We start from the raw sequence: 21,141 nt of genomic DNA, 5'->3' as shown, positions 1-21,141 counted from the left end.
CATCAAAACAATGAGGTGTTCATGAAGAAATATACAAAAGCTCCATTACCATTTTTAGGCCAAAAGAGAAATTGGCTGCGTTTGATTAACGAAATCAATTTTGATCATATGACTGTGATTGATCTATTCGGTGGCAGTGGCATATTGTCGCATGAGATCAAAAGAAATAACCCGAATGCCCGTGTGATTTGGAATGATTTTGATAACTATCAGGGGCGATTGAATCAAATTGAACAAACTGAAGCTTTGCGTCAAAAGATTGCCAAGGCGTGTAGCGTCTTTGAGAAAGGTACGAAATTAAGTGGGGCAGCCAAAGATGGCATACTCAAATTGATTAAAGAATCTGGTACAACAGATTTTATTACCGTGTCGAGTTGGCTTCTATTCTCAGGCAATTATTGCCACTCTTTTGATTCATTGGCCAACAAAACATGGTACATCAGCCCGCCTAAAAATCCGCTGAATGCCGAGGATTACTTATCCAATGTAGAACGTGTCAGGATGGATTATAAAGAGCTTTTGAGTTTATACCCTGGTCATGAAAATACGGTTTTTATTGCAGATCCGCCGTATATCATGACTAACCAAACGGGATATTCAGTCAAGAATGATGCAAGGTTTAAACTTGTTGATGCCATTCATTTATTCAAAGAATTGGGATCTAGAAAGGCGGTTCTATTTTCTAGTACTAAATCAGAGTCTGATGAGTTATTGGACTTAATGGGTATCAATGTGACAGAGCGCCATTCGTTGATTGTGAGCCCAATCCCTGATCGAAAATACGAAGATTTATGCTACAGAATTAATTTCTAAGATCAGTCATGCCGCGGTTAGATGCTGCTAATTGTGGCATGCGCCTGAGCTTATATGGAGATTTAGATGGAAATAAAGCAGTTATTCACAAATGACAATGGGCGATTGAGTACGACAAATACTATTCAGATGATGAGTGCGATTACGTTATGTGGTGGATTCTTTGCTGCAATGTTTTTTGATCTGAATGTGCCAAGTGAGCTTGCATTGATTATTGCCAGTATGGCGACTTTAACGGCTACATCAAAAGGCTTTGTTGCCATGAAAAGAGATAAAGATCATGCGTAAACTTAGATTGTATCTGCTGATCGCATGGGGCGTTTTAACCGCCTTTTTTTATGCCTTACTCAAAAGTAAGAACCAAAAGATCGAAAAACAAAAAGAGCAAATCAAGCAGCATAAAAGCAAACATGAGGAGCTGCAATTCATCAACGATCAAGAGAAGAAAACGAAAGATGATAAAAACAGTATCAATACTAGCAGTGAGTCTGATGTTGATAAGCTGCTCGAGCGCCACAAGGCATATAGAGATTGATTATGCGGCGATTAACTGTGCGGGATGGGAACGAGGGTCAATCAGTCGCAAAGATCAATTAACATTAGAAACAAAGAGATGGATTCTATCGCACATCATTAAATACGATAGAGATTGTAAACGTCCTACGGCATAGATAAGGAAGCCGATAATGGATAATAAAGTCAATTTTGAAACATGGTTACATAACAAAACAACTGTTGTTGCTGGCTTTCTAGGCAGTGCATTATTGAGCTTTGCAATTTGGGTATTTAGCCAAGTTTACGGGCAAAGTGTTAAACATCTTGAGAGCATTGATAATAAGTTTGACATGCTGACCAAAGATATTATTGCGATCAAGCTTCAAGACAGTGCGAACACAATCACAATCAATACACTTAAAAATGATGTACTTGATCTCAAGACCGTGAATAAAGAAGTGTTAGGGCGTTTGGGATCACTTGAAAAGTCTAGCGCACAGCACGAGCAACAACTAAGGCAGTTAAGTAAATAAGGATTAATTATGGCGGCTGAAAATAAAGTTGGTCGTCCAACTAAGTACAAGCATGAGTATTGTGAGCTCGCTTTTAATTATTGTTTGTTGGGTGCAACAGATGCAGATTTAGCACGCTTCTTTAATGTTGATGAATCAACCATCAACAGATGGAAACTTGAACATGAAGAATTTTGCGAGTCCATAAAAAAAGGGAAGATTGATGCGGATGCGTTGGTTGCCAAATCTCTTTTTCAAAGAGCTATTGGATATCAATATATCGAAACCAAGAATGAAATGTCTGAACAAGGCATGAAAAAGTCTGTAACGACTAAAGAAGCGATGCCAGATACTACGGCACAGATATTTTGGCTCAAGAATAGACAGCCCGATAAATGGCGAGATAAACCTGTGGCTGTAAGTGAAGAGTTAGATGCCACACCCGTTAAAATTGTTGTAAATGTTCAAGATGCAAGAAAGCAAGACGATAAGCCCGAAACTTAATGTGCCACAAGCCAAGTTTATTGCGTTAGATAAAAAGTTTAAAGCATTTGTCGCTGGCTTTGGTAGTGGTAAAACGTGGGTAGGTTGCGCGGGCATTGCAAAGCATATGTGGGAATACCCGAAAATTAATGCGGGTTATTTCGCGCCAACATTCCCTCAAATTAGAGACATCTTTTATCAAACGATGGAGGAAGTCGCATTTCATTGGGGTTTATCTGTAGATATTAAAACATCGGACAAGGAGGTTCATTTTTATAATGGGGCTACTTATCGCGGTGTTTGTATATGTCGATCAATGGATAATCCATCTTCAATTGTTGGATTTAAAATTGGCCATGCGATGGTTGATGAAATCGACATTTTGAAACAAGATAAAGCCACTTTAGCATGGCGTAAGATCATCGCACGTATGAGATATAAAGTGGAAGGTTTGCGCAATGGTATTGATGTCACAACGACACCTGAAGGCTTCAATTTTGTATATGAGCAATTTGTTAAGTCTGTGCGAGAGAATCCAAAGCTAGAGGCATTATATGGATTGGTGCAAGCCAGTACATATGACAATGAAAAGAATCTACCTGATGGATATATAGAATCGCTTTATGAGTCATATCCAAAGCAGCTAATCGAAGCTTATTTAAATGGCCGCTTTGTCAATCTAACGAGTGGCACGATTTATAGCAATTTTGACCGTAAATTAAATCATTCTGATGCAGAGTTAAAATCAGGTGAGCCATTGCATATTGGTATGGACTTTAACGTTTTACAAATGGCTGCGGTTGTATATGTGATACGTGATGGAAATCCAATAGCGATTGATGAATTAACAGAAGTTAGAGATACACCGACGATGGCGTATTTGCTTAAAGAGCGTTATCCCAATCGCGCCATTCGAATTTATCCTGATGCCAGTGGCCACAACACCAGTTCTAAAAATGCCAGTGACTCTGATCTAAGCATTTTAAAAGAAGCGGGTTTTACTTTAGTGGTTGATACGACGAACCCAAGGGTCAAAGACAGAATTATGGCGATGCAAGCAATGTTATTGAATGGTGAAGGTAAACGCCGCCTGTTAGTGAATACACATCGATGTCCAAAATTTACAGAAGGATTAGAACAGCAAGTCTATGACAAGTATGGAGAGCCTGATAAAAGCTCAGGTGTGGATCATGTGAATGATGCAGGTACATACCCAATCATCAAATTATTTCCTATTGTTAAACGTCAATTAAGACACTCTTCAATGCCATTCTAGAGGTAGTAATGAAAATAGATAGCATTTCCAATGAAATGAAAGAGTTTCATGAGAAAATTAAGCCGATTCAGGCTTTATTGGGCGGTACTGAAGCAATGAGAGCCGCTAAGCAAACATATTTGCCAAAGTTCAAGTCGGAAACAACACAAGATTATAATGCGAGATTAGCTGTCGCAACATTGACACCATATTTTGAAGATACGATTAAATCTATGGCAGGACGTGTCTTCTATCGGCAATTTGCATTAGATGATGTTCATGATGATGTGCGCGCATTTGTAGAAGATTTTAATGGCTCTGGCAAAAGTATGAGTGGCATCTTTGAATCAGTCTTTTTTGAGTCATTGGGATACTCTAGATCGTATGTAGTGATTGATTACACATTGACAGAACAAGCGAAAACACGTGAAGAAGAGAAGAATTTAAATGCGCGCCCATATGCGTTTAAAGTCAGTCCTGATCAAGTGTTAGATATTCGCAAATCTAATGGCGGTATTGTGTTATTTAAGTACATTCATGCTGTGATTGATGAAGAACAGACCAATGATTTTGAGATTAAGTATCAGGATGAAATTGTTCTCATGACACCAGCACGCACTAGATTTTATAGAAAGCTTTCTGGTAATGATTGGACATTGGTTAAAGATGTCGAGATCAGAGTGGGTAATAAAGCTTATGACCATGTATTTGTAGAAGAACTGAAACTTGCTAAGAAACCACCACTTTCTAACTTAGCAGAGTTGAATATTAAACATTGGCAATCACAATCAGAGCAAGACAATATTCTCAGTAAAGCAAGAATGCCCATTTTGAAAATGGTGGGTGTTGATCAGCCAACCTCCGAGGATGAACTCATTATTGCAGGCGCACTATTTTTACCATTAGGCGGCGATGCTAGTTACATTGAGCATTCAGGTGCGGCGATTAAAGCGGGGCAAGAAGCATTGAATAAGCTAGAGGAGCAAATGGCTGTTGCGGGTTCAAAATTGCTCATGCGAACCAAGATGGCATTGACTGATAGCCAAACTAAGAATGAAAGTAAAAAAGAGGTCAGTGAGTTGATGTTATATAGCTTAAAGCTCAATGATTTTATGAATCATGTCTTAGATAAATTTGGATTGTGGCTAGGTTTAGACGATGCAGGTTCGATAGATATCACTGATAACTTACAGAAAACGATTGAATCAGAAATATCTATTAGCGAGCTCATTCAATCTGTGAATCATGCAATTATCTCTAAGAAGTCAGTCTTTGAAGCAATGGTGGCGTGGAATGCCATTACAGATAATCGTACCTTTGAAGAAGAACAAGAACAGATTGCATTAGAACAAATTAGTGAAATCGCCGCTCCAATGGCTTAATGATTATGAAAGAGTTTAGTTATTCAGAGCTCACAATGATGCTGTGTGAGTTTAATATCAATATTTTTCGTTATGATGCTTATGTTCGTTCAGTCGTTTTTAAGCATTTAGATCAGGTTCAAAAAGATCTCATTACTCGTATGATGATTGATGATCTAGGATCTATCTCTAAGCGAGATATTCAACGATTAGTCAGAGATATTAAAACGATCATTACGGATGAATATGAACGTATTCTTGTGTATTTATCCGAAACGAATCAGCAATTTTATATTGCGTCTCATCATATTGAAGCGCAAATATACAATACATGGCTAGGTGCGAAAGTCTTTAGTTATTTGCCTAACTATAAATTAGATGCCATTCGATATGCGCCTTTGTTTGAAGGTAGAGATATCAAAGATTGGTGGATCAAACAGTCTGAAGACCTAAAATTCAAGGTGGAATCAATCATTAGAAATGGCAATGTATTGGCTGAAACACCACAAGCCATATCTAGACAGATTCGTGATCAAATCAATATTGTAAAACGCCATGCTGATTCGATTGTGAGAACTGCGAATGCGGCGATTGCTAATGATGCTTTAGAACGTCTCATTGACCACAATACAGATTTAATCTCTGCTAAGCAGCATATCAGTACATTAGATGGTAATACGAGCGATGTGTGTAAGGCGCGAGATCTAAAAAAATGGACAGTAGACAATCGCCCAATTGGCCATAAGATGCCATTTAGAAAGCCGCCATTGCATTTTAGATGTCGCTCTATTATTCGGCTTTTATTACAAGATCAGGTGGCATCGACAAGAGCTTCACAATTTGGGCAGGTGAATGAGCACATAGATTATTCATCATGGCTAAAGACTCAAACTCAAGAGTATCAAATATCAGTACTGGGGGAACAAAAAGCAAAATGGTTTAGAGAAGGGAAATTGACGATTGGAATGATGCTTGATCAGAATGATCGACCTTTAACGATCAAGCAATTAAAAAAGATATATAACTTATAGTTATACAAGCTCACGCAAGTGGGCTTTTTTATTGGATAAATTTTATTAACAGAGCGAGATGCTCCATTGATGCGAGAAGCAAATTATGTGGAAAACAGATGAAAACGGCAATTTAGTTGTAGTGGATGGTAATCCTGTGGTGATCACAGCAGATGGTAAGGAAGAGCCTTTCTCTTTGGAATCAAATAAGCAATACATCGAAAGTTTAAAAGCTGAAGCAATCAGTCATCGTCAAAAGGGTAATGGTTATAAAGAGCAGTTAAAAGCCTTCGAGGGTATTGATCCTAACAAAGCGCGTGAAGCCCTTGAGAAAGTGAAGGCATTTAGTGAAAAAGATCTCATTGATGTGGGGAAGGTTGAAGAAATCAAAGCAGAGATGAAGCGAGTACATGATGCTCAGTTGAATGAAGCGATTTCTAAAGCTGAACAGTATAAGCAACAGATGCAGTCATATATCATTGGACAAAAGTTTAGTGAGTCACAATTTATTGCTGACAAACTGAATATTCCATCAGATATGGCACGCGAATTCTTTGGTAAGCACTTTACCGTTGATGAACGCAACAACGTCATTGCATTACATGATCCTTCAAACCTTGACAGTATTGTGTATTCAGAAGCCAATGCGGGTGAACCAGCATCTTTTGATGAGGCATTAGCAAAGTTTATCAATGCGTATCAATACAAAGATAAGATCCTAAAAAGTAACGGTAATCAGGGCTCTAATACATCAAATACGGGTAAAGCTCCAAATGGTATTAAACGTTCAGATATGACGCCTTTAGAGCGAGCCAAATACATTCAAGAACACGGATCTGAAAATTATTTAAAACTTCAAAAATAGAGGTAGTTTATGGCAACAACAGTCAACAAAGATATGATTATCTATAATGAAACAGCACAGACCTCATTCTTAGAGCGACGTCAAGATAATATCGATGTCTTTAACAACTCTTCGAATGGTGCAATTATCTTAGAAAATGAGATCATTCAAGGTGATTTTTCACAGTCTGCTTTTTATACGGTGGGCGGTGAAATGAAGCATCGTGATGTGAACTCAACCGATAAAGTCACCGCCAATAAAATTGGAATGAGTGAGCAAGTGGGTGTGAAAGTGCCATATAAGTATGGTCCTTATGCCTCTACAGAAGAAGCATTTAAGCGCCGCGCTCGTAGTCCTGAAGAGTTCGCCTATCTCATTGGCCAAGATTTAGCGGATGCAACAAGTGCGGGGCATTTAGAATATGCTTTAGGTGCATTAACAGGGGCGATTCTCAGCAATTCTGATATGAATGTTAATGGCAATATTGCAGTTGATGGTCGTAAAGCATTAACGCGAGCAATGCGAACTTTTGGTGATAAATTTTCGCGTGTCGCTTTGTGGGTCATGAACTCAGATACCTACTTTGACATCATTGATGATGCTTTAACGAATCAAATTTACTCCGAAAGTGGGGTAGTGATTTACGGTGGTGTCCCTGGAACACTTGGTAAACCAGTTTTAGTCACGGACACGATTGATCCTAAATTGTCATTTGGTTTACAACGTGGTGCAGTACGAATTCGTGAGTCACAATTACCAAGTTTCCGCCTATATGACATTAATGATGAAGAGAATATGGCAATGGGTGCGCGTGCTGAAGGTGCATTTAATATTGATATTCTTGGTTATTCATACAATAAAACAAAAGGCGAAAATCCAAACCTTGAAAAACTCAAAGCAGCGCCAAGTTGGAAGAAATATGTGGCCAGCAATAAATTAACAGCGGGTGTACTCATTAATCTCAGTAAGGATGAAAAAAGTAAACCTGATGGTATCGGTGGTTAAGCATATTAACTAAGGCGGCGATTGTGCCGCCTTTTTCTTGAGAAGTAAAAATGGAATATGTCACAACACAGTATGCGGATGCTTATCACTCAAAACGTATGACAGCTGAACGATGGAATATGTATTCAGAAGATGAAAAAGCTAAGCGTTTAGTTTCAGCCATTGATTTTATCGAGGCAAATTTTCGTTTTCAGCATGAAATATGGAAACAAGTAGAAATACCCGAGCAACTCAAAAAAGCAATTTGTGAAGTTGCAGTATCCGATGAATTGATCATTGCACGATCACGAACACAAAACAGCATTAAAATTGATGTGATTCAAGTAGAGTACAAAATTGACTCATCCGCATATCAGATTGAATTTGATCGTATTAAAATTATGCTGAAAGGCTTATTGATGCCTGAACAACGTTTATTCATGAGAGTATCACGATGAATTATCAGGAAATTCAAAATATTGTTAATGAGTTATTACCCGAGTTTGGTATTGAATGTACAGCGACAATTAGAATTGCGGGTAAATATGATCCTAAGACAGGGCTGTCAGGCACTGAAAAGACCACGAATGGACAAGCAATCATCACAAATATTGATATGAGATATAGTGGGCAAAATAATTTGATAGAAGTTGGGGATCAGTGGTTATTAGCAACGGCATCGCTAGATCTACAAGTGGGATCAGTTGTTCATATTGATGGCAAAAAATATCAAGTGATTGCCCCTAATCCAATTAAGATGGCCAAACATACAATTTTATATAAAGCACATATCAGAAAAGTTTAAGCCCTATTTTCATAGGGCTTTATATTGTTCTGCCTCTCGGCAGTACTTGGGTTCAGTGTATAAGTTTTATGCCTATAGGCAATGGGATTATGCATATACCAACTTCAGTTGGTGAAAATATTCTACTAATCGTAAAAATAAAATCAAGATCACAATATTGATTCTAATCAATATGATACTTTTATTTCTTAGAGTGAAATCATGAGTATTAAAGATAAAATTGCTCAAAGAAAAAATGAGCTATTTTTGGAAATTAAGGGAAATATTAGAAACGCCGCATATACGGCATTTACAAAAATACAGACAAAAACGCCCGTTGATACAGGAGAAACTAGACGAGCATGGGCAATCGCAAAAGAATCAGATCAACATTATGTGATCACCAATCCTTTGCCGCATATTAATGTTCTTGAATATGGTTTATATCCTAATCCACCCAAAAAAGGCAGCGGTAAAACGATCAATGGCTATTCAACTCAAGCGCCTACGGGATTCGTGCGTATCTCATTAGAAGAGGTCAAAAATGAGTTTAGTTGATCTTAAACGTGAGCTTGAAACCTATGTGATGAATTTTGCTGAACGTCACAAAATGAATTGCAGTTTTGAAAACTCACATACGGAAAACAAGGGCGATTATTTAGAGTGTTTCTTTTTGCCTATATCGCCATTTATTTCGACGTTTGAACACGCATCTTATCAGTATATTTTTCAGGTTAATTTTTATGTTGATCAAGGAGTGGGTGCAGTTAATTTACATGTTCTTATAGAGGAGTTTCTTCAACCTTTTGAAGTTGGTTATTCAATCAATGATCACGCGATTGTATATAAACCAAACTCAATGTCACAAGGCATTAAAAGTGAGGGCAAATATATGATTGCTGTTTCAATCTATCTACAATTTTTTAAAGCTATTTAGGAGTATTTATGGCGACATTATCCGCTAAATCAAAAATTCAGATGAGTAAAACTAAGTGTGACAAATTGTCTGATAAAACTGAAGAAATTGAATTAATTAATATTGCATGTGATGCATCTTCTTTTTCTGTTGAAGTCGGTGAGTCTACGTCAATTGACTCAACAACATTAGACGATGATGCACCGCAATCTGAAGTCGCATTTCCTGGTGATTCTACAGCAAGTGCAACAATGTTTTATAGCTCTAAAGCCGATAGCGCATATACCGCGGTACGTGCGGCACATGAAAGTGCAGAGAAGCGATATTTTTGTTTAGTGTTTCCTGATGGTGGCAAAGAAGAATTTATTGCTAACGTCACGTCTCATAGTATTGCATTGCAGACTAAAGAGGCAATCAGCGCAAATGTATCATTTAAGATCAGTGGCAAAGTTAAGAAAACAAACGCAGGTTAATTATTGAGAGGATGACATATGAATTTGGCAGATTTTAGCAATCAAAAGTTAGACAAAGCAAAACCTTTTAACCTAGTATTTCCTGATGGCAGTGTTTCAGATGCGAAGATTTATATTAAATCACTTAAATCAAAAGATGTAATCCGCGAAACAGATGCGATTGCCAAAAGAGCAAATCAAGCCGTGGCAAAAGGTTTAGATTATGCGATTAAGTCTGACATTGAGATGTGTTGTGCAATTATTGAAACAATAGAAGGTTTCACCATTCAAGAGGCAGATAATGTATTTGGCTTTGAAACGGATGGTGATCGCATTGTGTCCACTAAAGAGAATATTAGATTATTGATGGAAAACTTCCATTTTGCACGCCAACAAGTGGCCGCTCAAGCTAATGATGATAGTTTTTTTTATCTGAATTAGAAGAAAGTGCGCGGGACTGTATTCGTTTTTATTTAAAGCCAGAGAAAAATTCTCGTAAAACACGTCACCAAATGTTGTTAGAAATGTCTGAAAACTTAGGAGAGTTAGAGGAGTTGAAGCAAGCGCCTTTAATCACTCAGTATTATCAGCACGTTTGGGATTGGTTTCTATCATTAAATCAAACACGGAATACGGTTATGGGAAGGACACCCATCAGTTATACAGAAATCGCCGCTTTTTCATCATTAATGTCAATTGAAATGGATAGAGATGATGTAGAGGCTTTAAGGCTCATTGATTCGATTTATCTAGATGAAATGCGCGATATTTAGAGTTTAAAAAATAGCCCTGCTTTTTGACAGGGCTAAAATTAAATTATGCAACTTCATGGCAATTTTCAAGGAGACTATTGCAATGAATATCTATATTTTAGTACAAAAAATTAATTTGTGAAGATGGATTATGCTTTAAAAGCATATGGTTGTATTAGAAAGCCCTTATTAATTTAGGGCTTTTTTATGGATGAGGAAAAGGTTATGGCTGATTTAGGAATGCTCATTGATATCAGAGCAAATGGCGCGGATCAGGCATCTCGTGATATTGATCGTGTGTCTAGATCTGCTGAACAACTCGAAAATAAAGCAAAAAGCTTAGGTTACTTTTTTGATCAGCAGGGGCGATTGAGAGAAGCCAATGGTCGATTTGCAAGATCAAATGATAGTGTGGCTAATTCATTGCGTAGAATGCGTCAAGATGCTGATACAGCCTCAACAGGTATCCGTAATATTGGGGCATCAGCATCACAATCCATTGTGCCAATGAATCTATTAAGCAAGGCATTGGCAGGTTTATTAACCGTACAAGCTGCAACACATGTACTGAGTTTGGCTGACACAATGACAAACCTAAATTCACAAATTAGATTTGTTACAGCCAGTCAACAAGAAGCAGAAGCTGTACAAAAACGCTTATTGGGCTTAGCAAATAGCACGCGTGCGAGCTTGGAAGCAACAGCAACGCTCTACACACGTACAGCAAGAGCAATGAAGGATTATGGTAAAACACAAACAGAAATTTTAAGATTTACAGAAGCTATCAATAATGCAATGCGTGTGGGTGGTGTTAGTGCGCAAGAGCAGGCAAGTGCCTTATTACAGTTATCACAAGCTTTAGGATCAGGTGTTTTACAGGGGGATGAGTTTAGATCGATTGCTGAAGCTGCCCCCATTCTTTTAGACATTTTAGCAAAAAATACAGGTGTTGCGCGTGGTGAACTGAAAAAACTGGGTTCTGAAGGTAAATTAACTGCTGAATTGCTATTTAATGCCATTTCTCAATCATATGATGAACTGAAAAAACAGGCAGCGGAAATGCCAGCCACAATTGAATCATCAATGACCGTTGTGCGTAATAATATTATGCAATTTAGCCAAGACATGTTGAATCAAACGGGTATCACACAGGGTATATCATCGACACTGTTATATGTTGCAAATAATTTGCATGTGGTTTTTGTCCCTGCTGTTTTGTTGGCTTCAGTCATGATTGGAAAAATGACAGGTGCGGTTATATCGTCAGGTGTTGCATTTGGGCAATCGTCTTTTGCCGCTGCTAAATATCAATTTTCTTTAATTAAAGCTGCGGGTGCTTCTAATACACTAGCGGCGGCATCTACAGCAGGAGCAATGGCTGTTAATGGTATGTCTCGAGCATTACAATTGGTTGGTGGCCCAGCCGGTTTAATTGGTATTGTTGCATCAGGTTTATTATTGTTTGCGACTAATTCAGATAAAGCTAAGAAAAGCGTGGGTGATTTAGAACTTGAACTTCAAGGGTTAGAAACACGTTTGAAATCAATGAATAAATCACAAAGAGAAGCTTTAGTCATTTCGTATACGGATAACCTAAAGAATTTGAAAAATGATCTTTGGCGTTTGAAAACCGATATTGCTCATGAAGAGCGTAAGCTCAAGACAATGCAAGGTGGCGGCTGGTTTGGCGGCAATGCTTCCAAATTTGATATTCAAGAGCAAAAGAAGAAGATTAAGAAAATGGAAGGTGCAGCTTCGGATTTGGCAGATGCGATCGTTAAGGTTTCAGAGGGTATTTTAAAAATTGAAAATTATTCTGAAGAATCAGCGAATGGAATGAATGAGCTGCAAAAATCGGGTATAGGCGTAGCTGAAACACTCAAAGAGATTGAAGAGAGATATCGCCAGCTTGGTATGACAGCATCACAAGTGACATTGGCTAATTTAGTCGATATGGGCGCATCTTTAGCTGATTTTGCAAGAGCAAAGGCAATGTTAGATGAAATTGATCAAAATAATGCATCTAAGCGTACTGTAAAACGTGGCGGAGGTACGGATCATTTTGGTGAAAAGCTAAAAGCGTTATCTGATGAATTAGCAAAAGTACAAGCTTTGAATGTAGAGATTGCTACTTTTGGACGTGAAAGCCTCTATACTTCAGCAAGAGAATTAACATTAGAGTTTGCTAATCAATCGAATGCGTTATCAAAGGTATCTGAAGCACAAAAGCAAATATTGATGAATCAGGCAATGACATTAGATAGCCAAAAGCAAATGAATGAAATTTTAAACTTTAGTCTTGATTATTCGAAACGCTTTGAGGATCTACAGTTTGAACTAGAGTTGATTGGTAAGACGAAGGAAGAAGTAGAGCGTTTAAAATTTGAACGAGAATTAGAGAATCGGGCTAAAGAAATTTCTATTGGCATGAGCCCACAAAATCTTGCGTATCTTGAGGCCGAAATTCAAAAAATTAGAGAGTTACGCGATGCATATGCGAATCGACAGTCGCATCATGATCATGATATTACTGGTGGCATTAAAGATAGTTTTACAAAAACAACCAACTCTATGAAAACAGTTAGAGAGCAATTTACATCAGCCACAGATTCTATGTTTAATGGTTTGACAGATGCCATTGCTGGGTATGCCTCTGGTGCTGAACAAAGTTTCTCTGATATGACGCGTTCAGTTTTGCAAAACATTTCGAAGATGTTAATTCAGATGGCTTTATTAAATGCTGTACAAATGGCTTTTGGTGGATTCTCTGAGGGTGGTGTTGTTGGTGGGCGAGTAAAAGAATATGCTAATGGTGGCTATACGGGCGCTGGTGGAAAATATCAGCCCGCGGGCATTGTTCACAAAGGTGAAGTAGTCTTTTCACAACGAGATGTTGCTCGATTTGGCGGGGTAGCAGCAGTTGAAAGAATGAGGCTACGAGGTTATGCCAATGGCGGTATTGTGGGTGGTCGAACTATGATTGGACACGCAAACGTACACCAGCCTCAACCGATCACAATTATTGTCAATGTTGCTGAAGATGGATCTACAGAAGTGATTGATAAAAGTGTAGGTAAAGCAATGGAAAAACACATTGAAGTGATTGTAAATAAAGTGATTGCTAGAGAGAAACGTATTGGTGGATCTTTGGCTTAGACATATGGCCTTATACATACGTATAAGGCTCGTCTAAAAAGATCTAAATTCTTTACGCGCAGTACTTTCTTCTGTTTCATTATTGATGTAATCAACGGATTTATATTCTAATCCTAGCACTGTTTTAATCGCTTCTTTGTCTTCAAAAAGTCCATATGATTTATATGAGATATCTATACTAGCTAAAATTGCATCAGGCTGCATTAATAAGGATGTATATTCTAGGCTTTTATATTGCCCACTAGTCATAATCGCTTCTAGGACACTATCACTGCCTTTAATAGTGCTAGGGTGCCATTTCTTTGCCAATGCTGTAACTAACTCTATAAAGTCTTGGGCGATATTTAGTTTTTGTTCTGCTTGTTTAGATATATCGAGTGTATAACGTTTTTTAAATGTAATTGCTCCAACTCTATCATTGACTAAAGTCACATGGGCAGTATCAAAGAATGCGACTTCTTTTGTAATGAATCCTGTTTCTGATTTTGTAAAATTTATATCTTGAAACTCCATAGGGCAATTAACTTTAATCCCTCCTATAGATACATAGTCCATATCACAGGCATGGGAAAGAGAAAATACAAGAGGAATTGCTAGTAATGACTTTTTCATGAACACCCCATTTTCTAGTTTCAATATTCTTTTAAAGTGTCTATTTAATGAAACTTTTAGGCACTAATTATCAGTATATATGATGTGATTACAGAGTGAAATTTTAAGTGTTGAGTTGGTTACAAAGAGTAGCTTGTAAATATCTTTAATGATAAGATTCTGATCCCTACAATAAAAAAAATTTATGAGGAGAACTATGAAAAAGATCTTATATATGATTGCTATTGCGACCGTAGTCGTCGGTTGTGCTACCGCAGTTAAAAAACAATGGGGCGTTGTGAGTGGCAGTAAAGCAGATGGCACAGTTAAACTTGCTTATGAATATACTGAGATGGAAAAGCCCATCGTGGATATGACACAAGCAGAAACGATTGCCACGAAACGTTGTGCAGCATGGGGATATAAAAAAGCAGAACCTTTTGATGCAGCAATGACTAGTTGTGTATATGGACCAGGTGCTTGGGGTGGATGTGCTCAATATAGAGTATCTATGGATTATCAATGTACTAATAAATAAAATGTATCGATTCATAAAGCCCCTTCATTGGGGTTTTTTAATGTCTAATAGATGAAAAAAAAGCGTTGAATCATTAAAACTCAACGCTGAAACACCTCAATTCTAATTAAAGAAAGGTGTGCCCAACAAAATTATATTTAAAATTTAATTGTATGTCTATCATTAGAAATCTATATAAAATGCAAGAAAATATTTTTTTAAAATAGAATTGAAAGATAACATTTATTTGAAATTTCTCTTATTTAGGTTATTGATATGGGTTATAGAGTATTTAGATGGTGTCCACGTATTGATGCGGTACAAGAAGTTGAACCATTGCTTAATATTATTCAATTCGGAGATGGCATAGAGCAGCGGCAGCTCAAGGGATTGAGGTTACACCGAACTATATTTCCTGACTTAAAGTTTGTTGCTAAGAAAGAAGAAATCAATGAGATCACTGATTTTTTGCTGCTACATATTACAAAGCCATTTTGGTTTTCCTTTCAAGGAAAACAGTATCTAGTGAGAAAAGATGGACCCTATAAGCTGGTTCATAAAAGTAAGGATATTTGTGAATTAACAGTAAGATTTGTTGAGGTCATGAAATGATTAGTGATTCAGTGAAAGCTCAACTAGATGAATTAGAACAACAAGCATGGATTGATTTATATGTACTAGATATTAGCCGTATTAATGATGCAGGTGGTTCTAATTATTTTTATTTCTGTAATGAATTGAATGAAAAGGGTGAGCAAGTTGTTTGGCGTGGTCAGAAATATTTAGCGATACCAATACAAATTGATGGCGTTGAAAGAAAAGGCAATGGACCAAGTAATAGACCGACGCTAAACATTGCCAATTTAAATGGATATATGACAGGGGCGATTCATCAATATGATGGATTGATTGGGGCAAAAATAACACGTTACCGAGTGCCGTCACAATTCTTAGATGCTGTAAACTTTCATGATGGCAATGATAAAGCGAATCCTGATGAGTATTTAGCTCAATCCTATATTGTCAATTCTGCAAAATATAACAGTCAATATGCTGAATTCACATTAGCTTTGCCGTCTGAAACAGATGGGGCGACGCTTCCTAAGCGCACAATTTATGCTTCGGTATGTCCGTTTTTATATCGAGGTGAGTATTGTGGATATGATGGCCATGCTATTGCTGATGAAAACGATCATGCTTTAGAACCACATGAAATGAATAAGGATAAATGCAGCAAGAGACTTAGTGGATGTATTGCGCGATTTGGCGTTAATGGTCAGCTGCCTTTTGGTGGATTTCCTGTTGCTGATAAATTTTCAAGCTAGATAAAAAAAGGCTCTGAATATATGTATAAACAGAACCTACAATCAATAAATCTACAGGAAAATATATGTAGAACTAAATTCTAGCATAAACGTTTTAATTTTTGTCAATTCCATTGAGCCCTTTATTGGGCTTTTATTTTGTCTTTTAGAAAAGGATTATTATGGAAAACAGTATCTTGTCTTATTGTGCTGATGCCAATGAAGAACGAGGTGGAATTGTTATTGATAATGAATTTATAGCAGTCAAAAACATTGCCAAAGATAAGGTGAATCATTTCGAATTTAATCTTGATAAATATAACTATGATCGTATAGATGCCATTGTTCATAGTCATATAGGTGACCATCCATTTTTATCAAGTTTAGATCGCTTATCTCAAATACAAACGCAAAAATCATGGTGGATCGTGGCCAATAACCAAATCCATAAATACAAATGCGTTGATTTATTACGCGGACGAGAATTTAAATATGGTCAATTCGATTGTGCCACATTAATTGAAGATGCCTATGCAATTTGTGGCATTAATCTTCATCACTATCAACGTAAAACCATGGAAGCTGATGAAGCGAATAACGTGATTATTAAGAGATTACCAAAGCTTGGTTTTTATCAAGTGTCAGACATTGTAACAGGTGATGTCATCGTGACTAGTATGGGCGGCAATCCTAATCATTTAGGATTAATTTTAGATGGTGAAAGGGTATTGCATCATGTAGAGGGGCAATACTCAAGAGTCGTCGCATATGGATCGGTATTCAGAAAAAGAACTCATTCTATTTGGCGGCATAAGGATTGGCAGCCACGCATGCTTGAAGCAATTCATTATGATTTAAAGGCAAGTGAGTATGAAGAAAATTACATTTAAATTCTATGGTGCATTAAGAAAGTATGGCAAAGAAATTAGCTTATATGGCAATACAGTCAATGAGTGTATGCGTTCTTTATGTATTCAATTAGATGGGTTTAAAAAACACGTTAAATATAAACAGTACGCATTAAAAATAGGGCGGCGATATGTTGGTCAAGATGAATATTTAACGGGTATCAATGCCAGTAAGCCGTTAATTATTAGAGTGATCCCAATTGTAAAAGGGTCGGGTCCATTGGCTCTCGTTGCTGGAGCTGCATTCGCTGCAATGGGTGTTATGGGCGTTGGTGGTGCAATGGTTGCTACAGTTTTATTGCAAATGGGCGTCGGATTGATGTTAGCAGGTGCAGCAGCTTTATTAACTAAACAGCCAAAATTCAATCAAGATTATAAAGGTGTAGAAGATTCAAAGTCTTCAGCGTTTAGCAATCTATCTAATATGGCGGGTCAAGGCAAACAGATCTTACGTGTATATGGTGAAATGTTGGTCGGTGGCTATGTCATTTCACAAGGTTTAGCAAGTCGACGTATTGAATCAAGTATAGATATTAATAATGTTCAAACAGCTAAATATTCTCGTCAAACAGTTGAGTTGATTGCAGCTCAAGATCCAAATGGTAAAACGTACAATATTGATAGAAATTGTGATTCTGTACGTAATGCTGCTATTAACATTAGGGTTCAGTGGAGTTAAATATGGGTGGTAAATCAGGAGGTGGTGCAAGATCACCACGCATTGAAAAAAATACATTACATTCTGCGCAAAAACTCAAAGTCATAGATTTAATCAGTAGCGGGGAAATCGCAGGTTTTATTAATGGTAATGATCATCCATTAAAGTCTGTTTATCTGAATGATACAGCTGTACAGAATATTGATGGATCTATGAACCATGCCGATGTTCAATTTGAATTTAACCGTGGAACGTTAGAACAAGATTATTTGCCTAGTGCCATGTCTGTAGATACTTCTTACACTGTGGGGGCTCAGGTTGAAAAGAAAAACCCTATTACGCGTACGGTAACTAATAAACAAGTAACCAGTGTGCGTGTAACGGTTGGTGTAGATGCTTTGATGCGTTCTACAACAGAAGGAGATCAGCTAGCAACGTCTGTTGATATGAGTATTCAAATCATTAAAAATGGTCAGGTACATGCCGCACAACACATGCATTTAAACGAGAAGGGCAATCAACCTTTTCGCGTTGATTATGTGTTCTCAGACTTGCCCATAGCCCCATTTGATATCAAATGTATTCGTTTAACTGCTGATTCTAAGGATGATATGTTGAGAAATAAGACGTATTTCTTTAGCTATGTGGAATCAATAGATGTCAAAGTAAGGATGCCAGGATCTGCCGTAGCATTTTTACAAATCGATTCTCAGCAATTTGGCAATAACAATCCGACGAGAACATATGGCATCAAAGGCTGTATTGTACAAGTTCCATCTAACTATGATCCTGTAACGCGTACTTATTCAGGATTGTGGGATCGATTGTTTAAACCAGCATATACGAACAATCCTGCATGGGTTTTGTACGATGTCCTAACAAATGATGAGTGTTTTGGTGAGAAGTTTACAGACTATCAAATAGATATTGATAAGTTATATGAGTTATCTAAGTATTGTGATGCGTTGGTAGATGACGGCAATGGTGGAAAAGAACCTCGTTTTGTCTGTAATGCCATTTTGTTTGGTGAGGATGCTAAAACAGTATTAGATAATTTATGTTCAGTTTTCCGTGGCACATATTCAGATGCTAATAACTATTTTACTGTGTATTTCGATAGTAAAAGTGATGTTATTGCAGTATATGAAAATTCTAGCGTAGTTGATGGAGAATTTAACTATTCATTTGTGCCTGCAACAGAGCTCTATAATCAAATTCAAGTACAGTACATTGATCAAGAGGACGGTTATCGTACAAAAATAGATGAAGTATCAGATGAGAAGAATATCGCTAGATATGGTCTTAGATCCACATCTATTACAGCTTTTGGATGTACGAAACGATCACAAGCACTACGTTGTGCAAAGTGGAATTTGATTACCTCTTTAACAGAAAATGAACATGTTCAGTTTAAGTTAGGTGCTGCGGGTATTCGACATGAGCAACACGATATTGTAGGGATAGCAGATAGTAATTATGCTGGGCAACAAGTTGGCGGTCGTATTGTGGATATTGCTAATGATGTGATCACTATTGATCGTGATATCAAAGGAGTGACATCTTTCTTGATTAATGTTGAAGGTAAGGTGAAAACCTTCAAGGTTAAACGAGCGATTAGTGCAACTCAATATAAACTTGATGCACCAGTGAATGCAGTTGAACATGTACAATTTGCGGCGATTGTTGGGAAATTACAGCCTAGATTATTTAGATGCATACACATTGAAGAAGATCGAGAGACGAATACATATACAGTAACGGCCATTAAACACAATCCACAAAAAGAAGCGATTGTTGATCGTGGTGCCTCATACATACAAGGTCATCATTCATCACTAAATACTATTCCGCATTTGAGTAATGGCATTGTAGAAAATGAGGGTAAAAGCCTTGTACTACGTTGGGATAGCATTGAAACATTAGGCGGGAAAGTTAAGTATATTATCCATCTGTATGATGGTAAAAAATTACTGCGTCGTCTTGAAACATTTGAAACGTTCACTAAACTCACAAATCTTCCTCAGGGCAACTATACAGCACGTATTCGAGCGCTTAATGAATATGGCCAATACAGTGCAGAATTATCTATTTCATTTAGCACCACTTATGAAATAACAGGTTTAAGATATTTGCCCATCGTTTTTGGCTTAAATCTATATTGGGAAGTGCCATCGCTTTTAACAACAGAAGCATATACAGAAATATGGTGGTCACAAAGTGAAGATAGAAGTAAAGCAACTTTAGCGGCCAAAATGCCATATCCACAGAATACTTATACAGTTAGTAATCTAGGGATTAAAGATGGCCGTTATTTCTGGTTTCGCTTAGTCGATTTAGATGGTAATCAAGGTGAATTTACGCGTGCGTTCTATGCTGAATCATCTAATGACTCAACGAGCATTATTGAGATGATTCGCGGGAAAGTAACGCTTAAAGAGTTATCTGATGATGTTGCAACACATATCATTGAAGATGCTTTAAAAGAAGCACGTCAAGACATGCAAACATTGATTGATCAATCAACAGTAATGAAAGCAATTCAGAAAAAGGCTGATCAAGCCTTGGCTGAAGCTAAGCTGTTAGAGTTTTCTAAAGCGACAGAGAGTCAGGCCATTCTTGCGGAAACTACGATTAATCGTTCTATCGTTGAGGCTAATCAGGCAGAAATTAATACTTTTAAAAAGACCACAACTGATCAGTTATCAGCACAGTCGCTGATCATTGAGAGTTTAAAATCAGAAGTTGATAATAGTATTAAGGCATCAATCGATGAGATTCAGAAAACTTCAACAACTCAATTAGAAGCGCAGGCTGAATCGATTAAAACGCTAAAGACAGAAATTGATCAAAATATAAATGCCTCAATTGAAAATGTGGAGCAAACAATAGCCTATGTAGATGGAAAAGTTAAATCGCAATATACTTTAAGAACAGTCGCTATGAGTGGCGGTAAAAAAGTGATTTCTGGCTTTACGAGTTTGAATGATGGGAAAACGTCAGAGTTTATTATACAAGCGAATAAATTTGCCATAGTAAATCCAACGAATGGGACATCTAAAATGCCATTTGTTTTATGGGAAAACAAGTTAGCCCTAGATGGTGACTTAATTGCAAGCGGAACAATTAAAGGTGAGTCACTGGTTGCAGGTGCAAAATTGAAAGCACCCGTGATAGAAGGAGGGACATTAAACATTAATAAAAAATTCATAGTATCTAGTGATGGAAATGTCACGATTAGTAGTAATCCAAATCAAAACGTTGGTTTAAGAATTACGAGTGATCATATTCTTGTATACGATGATAATGGTATTGAAAGAATTAGAATTGGAAAATTAAATTAATAAAA

The 21,141-nt window shown here is 37.2% G+C and carries 25 protein-coding genes; 24 read left to right on the top strand and 1 reads right to left on the bottom strand.

The annotated features are described in order from the left end of the window. The first annotated feature begins 21 nt into the window (after nucleotides 1–21). The 18 genes from B9T20_RS02060 (at nucleotide 22) to B9T20_RS01975 (ending at nucleotide 13,817) form a co-directional block, all read left to right on the top strand. Entirely contained in the window at nucleotides 22–813 is a 792-nt protein-coding gene (locus tag B9T20_RS02060; RefSeq protein ID WP_094489590.1) for a DNA adenine methylase, read from the top strand. Nucleotides 814–879: 66 nt separating this feature from the next. Continuing rightward, nucleotides 880–1,101 (top strand): DUF2644 domain-containing protein, encoded by a 222-nt coding sequence (locus B9T20_RS02055; RefSeq protein ID WP_094489589.1) that lies wholly within the window; start codon nucleotides 880–882, stop codon nucleotides 1,099–1,101. Beyond that, nucleotides 1,094–1,348: a hypothetical protein gene (locus B9T20_RS02050; protein ID WP_094489588.1), complete on the top strand. Its 255-nt coding sequence runs from the start codon at nucleotides 1,094–1,096 to the stop codon at nucleotides 1,346–1,348. The genes B9T20_RS02055 and B9T20_RS02050 overlap by 8 nt, the downstream gene beginning before the upstream one ends. A 151-nt stretch (nucleotides 1,349–1,499) precedes the next feature. Continuing rightward, a complete protein-coding gene (locus B9T20_RS02045; protein ID WP_094489587.1) occupies nucleotides 1,500–1,841 on the top strand; it encodes a hypothetical protein in 342 nt (113 codons plus the stop codon). Between the two features lie 9 nt (nucleotides 1,842–1,850). After that, the gene (locus B9T20_RS02040) at nucleotides 1,851–2,324 is read left to right on the top strand and encodes a hypothetical protein (RefSeq protein ID WP_094489586.1); all 474 of its coding nucleotides are present in this window, start codon (nucleotides 1,851–1,853) and stop codon (nucleotides 2,322–2,324) included. Then, complete coding sequence (locus tag B9T20_RS02035; RefSeq protein WP_094489585.1) at nucleotides 2,290–3,579, top strand: terminase large subunit domain-containing protein; 1,290 nt, start codon at nucleotides 2,290–2,292, stop codon at nucleotides 3,577–3,579. Before B9T20_RS02040 ends, B9T20_RS02035 begins: the two co-directional genes overlap by 35 nt. A gap of 8 nt (nucleotides 3,580–3,587) precedes the next feature. Continuing rightward, nucleotides 3,588–4,940 (top strand): DUF4055 domain-containing protein, encoded by a 1,353-nt coding sequence (locus B9T20_RS02030; RefSeq protein WP_094489584.1) that lies wholly within the window; start codon nucleotides 3,588–3,590, stop codon nucleotides 4,938–4,940. A 5-nt stretch (nucleotides 4,941–4,945) separates the two neighbouring features. After that, nucleotides 4,946–5,950: a phage minor head protein gene (locus B9T20_RS02025; protein ID WP_158520512.1), complete on the top strand. Its 1,005-nt coding sequence runs from the start codon at nucleotides 4,946–4,948 to the stop codon at nucleotides 5,948–5,950. Nucleotides 5,951–6,035: 85 nt separating this feature from the next. Then, nucleotides 6,036–6,794: a DUF6651 domain-containing protein gene (locus tag B9T20_RS02020; protein WP_094489582.1), complete on the top strand. Its 759-nt coding sequence runs from the start codon at nucleotides 6,036–6,038 to the stop codon at nucleotides 6,792–6,794. Between the two features lie 9 nt (nucleotides 6,795–6,803). Continuing rightward, on the top strand, nucleotides 6,804–7,778 hold the full coding sequence (locus B9T20_RS02015) for a major capsid protein (RefSeq protein WP_094489581.1): 975 nt from the start codon (nucleotides 6,804–6,806) through the stop codon (nucleotides 7,776–7,778). Between the two features lie 50 nt (nucleotides 7,779–7,828). Then, the gene (locus B9T20_RS02010) at nucleotides 7,829–8,215 is read left to right on the top strand and encodes a DnaT-like ssDNA-binding protein (protein WP_094489580.1); all 387 of its coding nucleotides are present in this window, start codon (nucleotides 7,829–7,831) and stop codon (nucleotides 8,213–8,215) included. Continuing rightward, complete coding sequence (locus B9T20_RS02005) at nucleotides 8,212–8,562, top strand: hypothetical protein (protein WP_094489579.1); 351 nt, start codon at nucleotides 8,212–8,214, stop codon at nucleotides 8,560–8,562. The genes B9T20_RS02010 and B9T20_RS02005 overlap by 4 nt, the downstream gene beginning before the upstream one ends. A 201-nt stretch (nucleotides 8,563–8,763) precedes the next feature. Beyond that, entirely contained in the window at nucleotides 8,764–9,099 is a 336-nt protein-coding gene (locus B9T20_RS10160; RefSeq protein ID WP_094489578.1) for an HK97 gp10 family phage protein, read from the top strand. After that, a complete protein-coding gene (locus B9T20_RS01995; protein ID WP_094489577.1) occupies nucleotides 9,086–9,478 on the top strand; it encodes a hypothetical protein in 393 nt (130 codons plus the stop codon). The genes B9T20_RS10160 and B9T20_RS01995 overlap by 14 nt, the downstream gene beginning before the upstream one ends. A gap of 8 nt (nucleotides 9,479–9,486) precedes the next feature. Continuing rightward, entirely contained in the window at nucleotides 9,487–9,930 is a 444-nt protein-coding gene (locus tag B9T20_RS01990; protein ID WP_094489576.1) for a phage tail tube protein, read from the top strand. An 18-nt stretch (nucleotides 9,931–9,948) separates the two neighbouring features. Then, nucleotides 9,949–10,350 carry a hypothetical protein gene (locus B9T20_RS01985; RefSeq protein WP_094489575.1) on the top strand — a complete coding sequence of 134 codons (402 nt, stop codon included), beginning with the start codon at nucleotides 9,949–9,951 and terminating at the stop codon, nucleotides 10,348–10,350. Nucleotides 10,351–10,433: 83 nt separating this feature from the next. After that, on the top strand, nucleotides 10,434–10,682 hold the full coding sequence (locus B9T20_RS01980; RefSeq protein WP_094489574.1) for a hypothetical protein: 249 nt from the start codon (nucleotides 10,434–10,436) through the stop codon (nucleotides 10,680–10,682). A 204-nt stretch (nucleotides 10,683–10,886) separates the two neighbouring features. Then, nucleotides 10,887–13,817 carry a tape measure protein gene (locus B9T20_RS01975; RefSeq protein ID WP_158520510.1) on the top strand — a complete coding sequence of 977 codons (2,931 nt, stop codon included), beginning with the start codon at nucleotides 10,887–10,889 and terminating at the stop codon, nucleotides 13,815–13,817. 33 nt (nucleotides 13,818–13,850) lie between these two features. Here B9T20_RS01975 and B9T20_RS01970 read toward each other — a convergent pair whose 3' ends face one another. After that, a complete protein-coding gene (locus tag B9T20_RS01970) occupies nucleotides 13,851–14,429 on the bottom strand; it encodes a hypothetical protein (RefSeq protein WP_094489572.1) in 579 nt (192 codons plus the stop codon). A gap of 196 nt (nucleotides 14,430–14,625) precedes the next feature. Between B9T20_RS01970 and yecR the strand changes: the two genes are divergently transcribed. The 6 genes from yecR to B9T20_RS01940 all read left to right on the top strand — a co-directional run bounded on the left by yecR (nucleotide 14,626) and on the right by B9T20_RS01940 (nucleotide 21,136). Beyond that, the gene (yecR, locus tag B9T20_RS01965; RefSeq protein ID WP_158520508.1) at nucleotides 14,626–14,946 is read left to right on the top strand and encodes a YecR family lipoprotein; all 321 of its coding nucleotides are present in this window, start codon (nucleotides 14,626–14,628) and stop codon (nucleotides 14,944–14,946) included. A 255-nt stretch (nucleotides 14,947–15,201) separates the two neighbouring features. Further along, on the top strand, nucleotides 15,202–15,537 hold the full coding sequence (locus B9T20_RS01960) for a phage tail protein (protein WP_094489570.1): 336 nt from the start codon (nucleotides 15,202–15,204) through the stop codon (nucleotides 15,535–15,537). Continuing rightward, nucleotides 15,534–16,250 carry a phage minor tail protein L gene (locus B9T20_RS01955; protein WP_094489569.1) on the top strand — a complete coding sequence of 239 codons (717 nt, stop codon included), beginning with the start codon at nucleotides 15,534–15,536 and terminating at the stop codon, nucleotides 16,248–16,250. Before B9T20_RS01960 ends, B9T20_RS01955 begins: the two co-directional genes overlap by 4 nt. Nucleotides 16,251–16,411: 161 nt before the next feature. Beyond that, entirely contained in the window at nucleotides 16,412–17,119 is a 708-nt protein-coding gene (locus tag B9T20_RS01950; protein WP_094489568.1) for an NlpC/P60 family protein, read from the top strand. After that, nucleotides 17,100–17,816: a tail assembly protein gene (locus tag B9T20_RS01945; RefSeq protein ID WP_094489567.1), complete on the top strand. Its 717-nt coding sequence runs from the start codon at nucleotides 17,100–17,102 to the stop codon at nucleotides 17,814–17,816. Before B9T20_RS01950 ends, B9T20_RS01945 begins: the two co-directional genes overlap by 20 nt. Nucleotides 17,817–17,818: 2 nt before the next feature. Beyond that, nucleotides 17,819–21,136, top strand: coding sequence for a host specificity protein J (locus tag B9T20_RS01940; RefSeq protein ID WP_094489566.1), 3,318 nt, complete (start codon nucleotides 17,819–17,821; stop codon nucleotides 21,134–21,136). Nucleotides 21,137–21,141 lie beyond the last annotated feature (5 nt).

Origin of the sequence: Wohlfahrtiimonas sp. G9077, from assembly GCF_002252155.1 — a bacterium.
In the GTDB taxonomy this organism is placed as follows: Bacteria; Pseudomonadota; Gammaproteobacteria; order Cardiobacteriales; family Wohlfahrtiimonadaceae; genus Wohlfahrtiimonas.
This window is presented reverse-complemented; position numbering and strand designations above follow the sequence as displayed.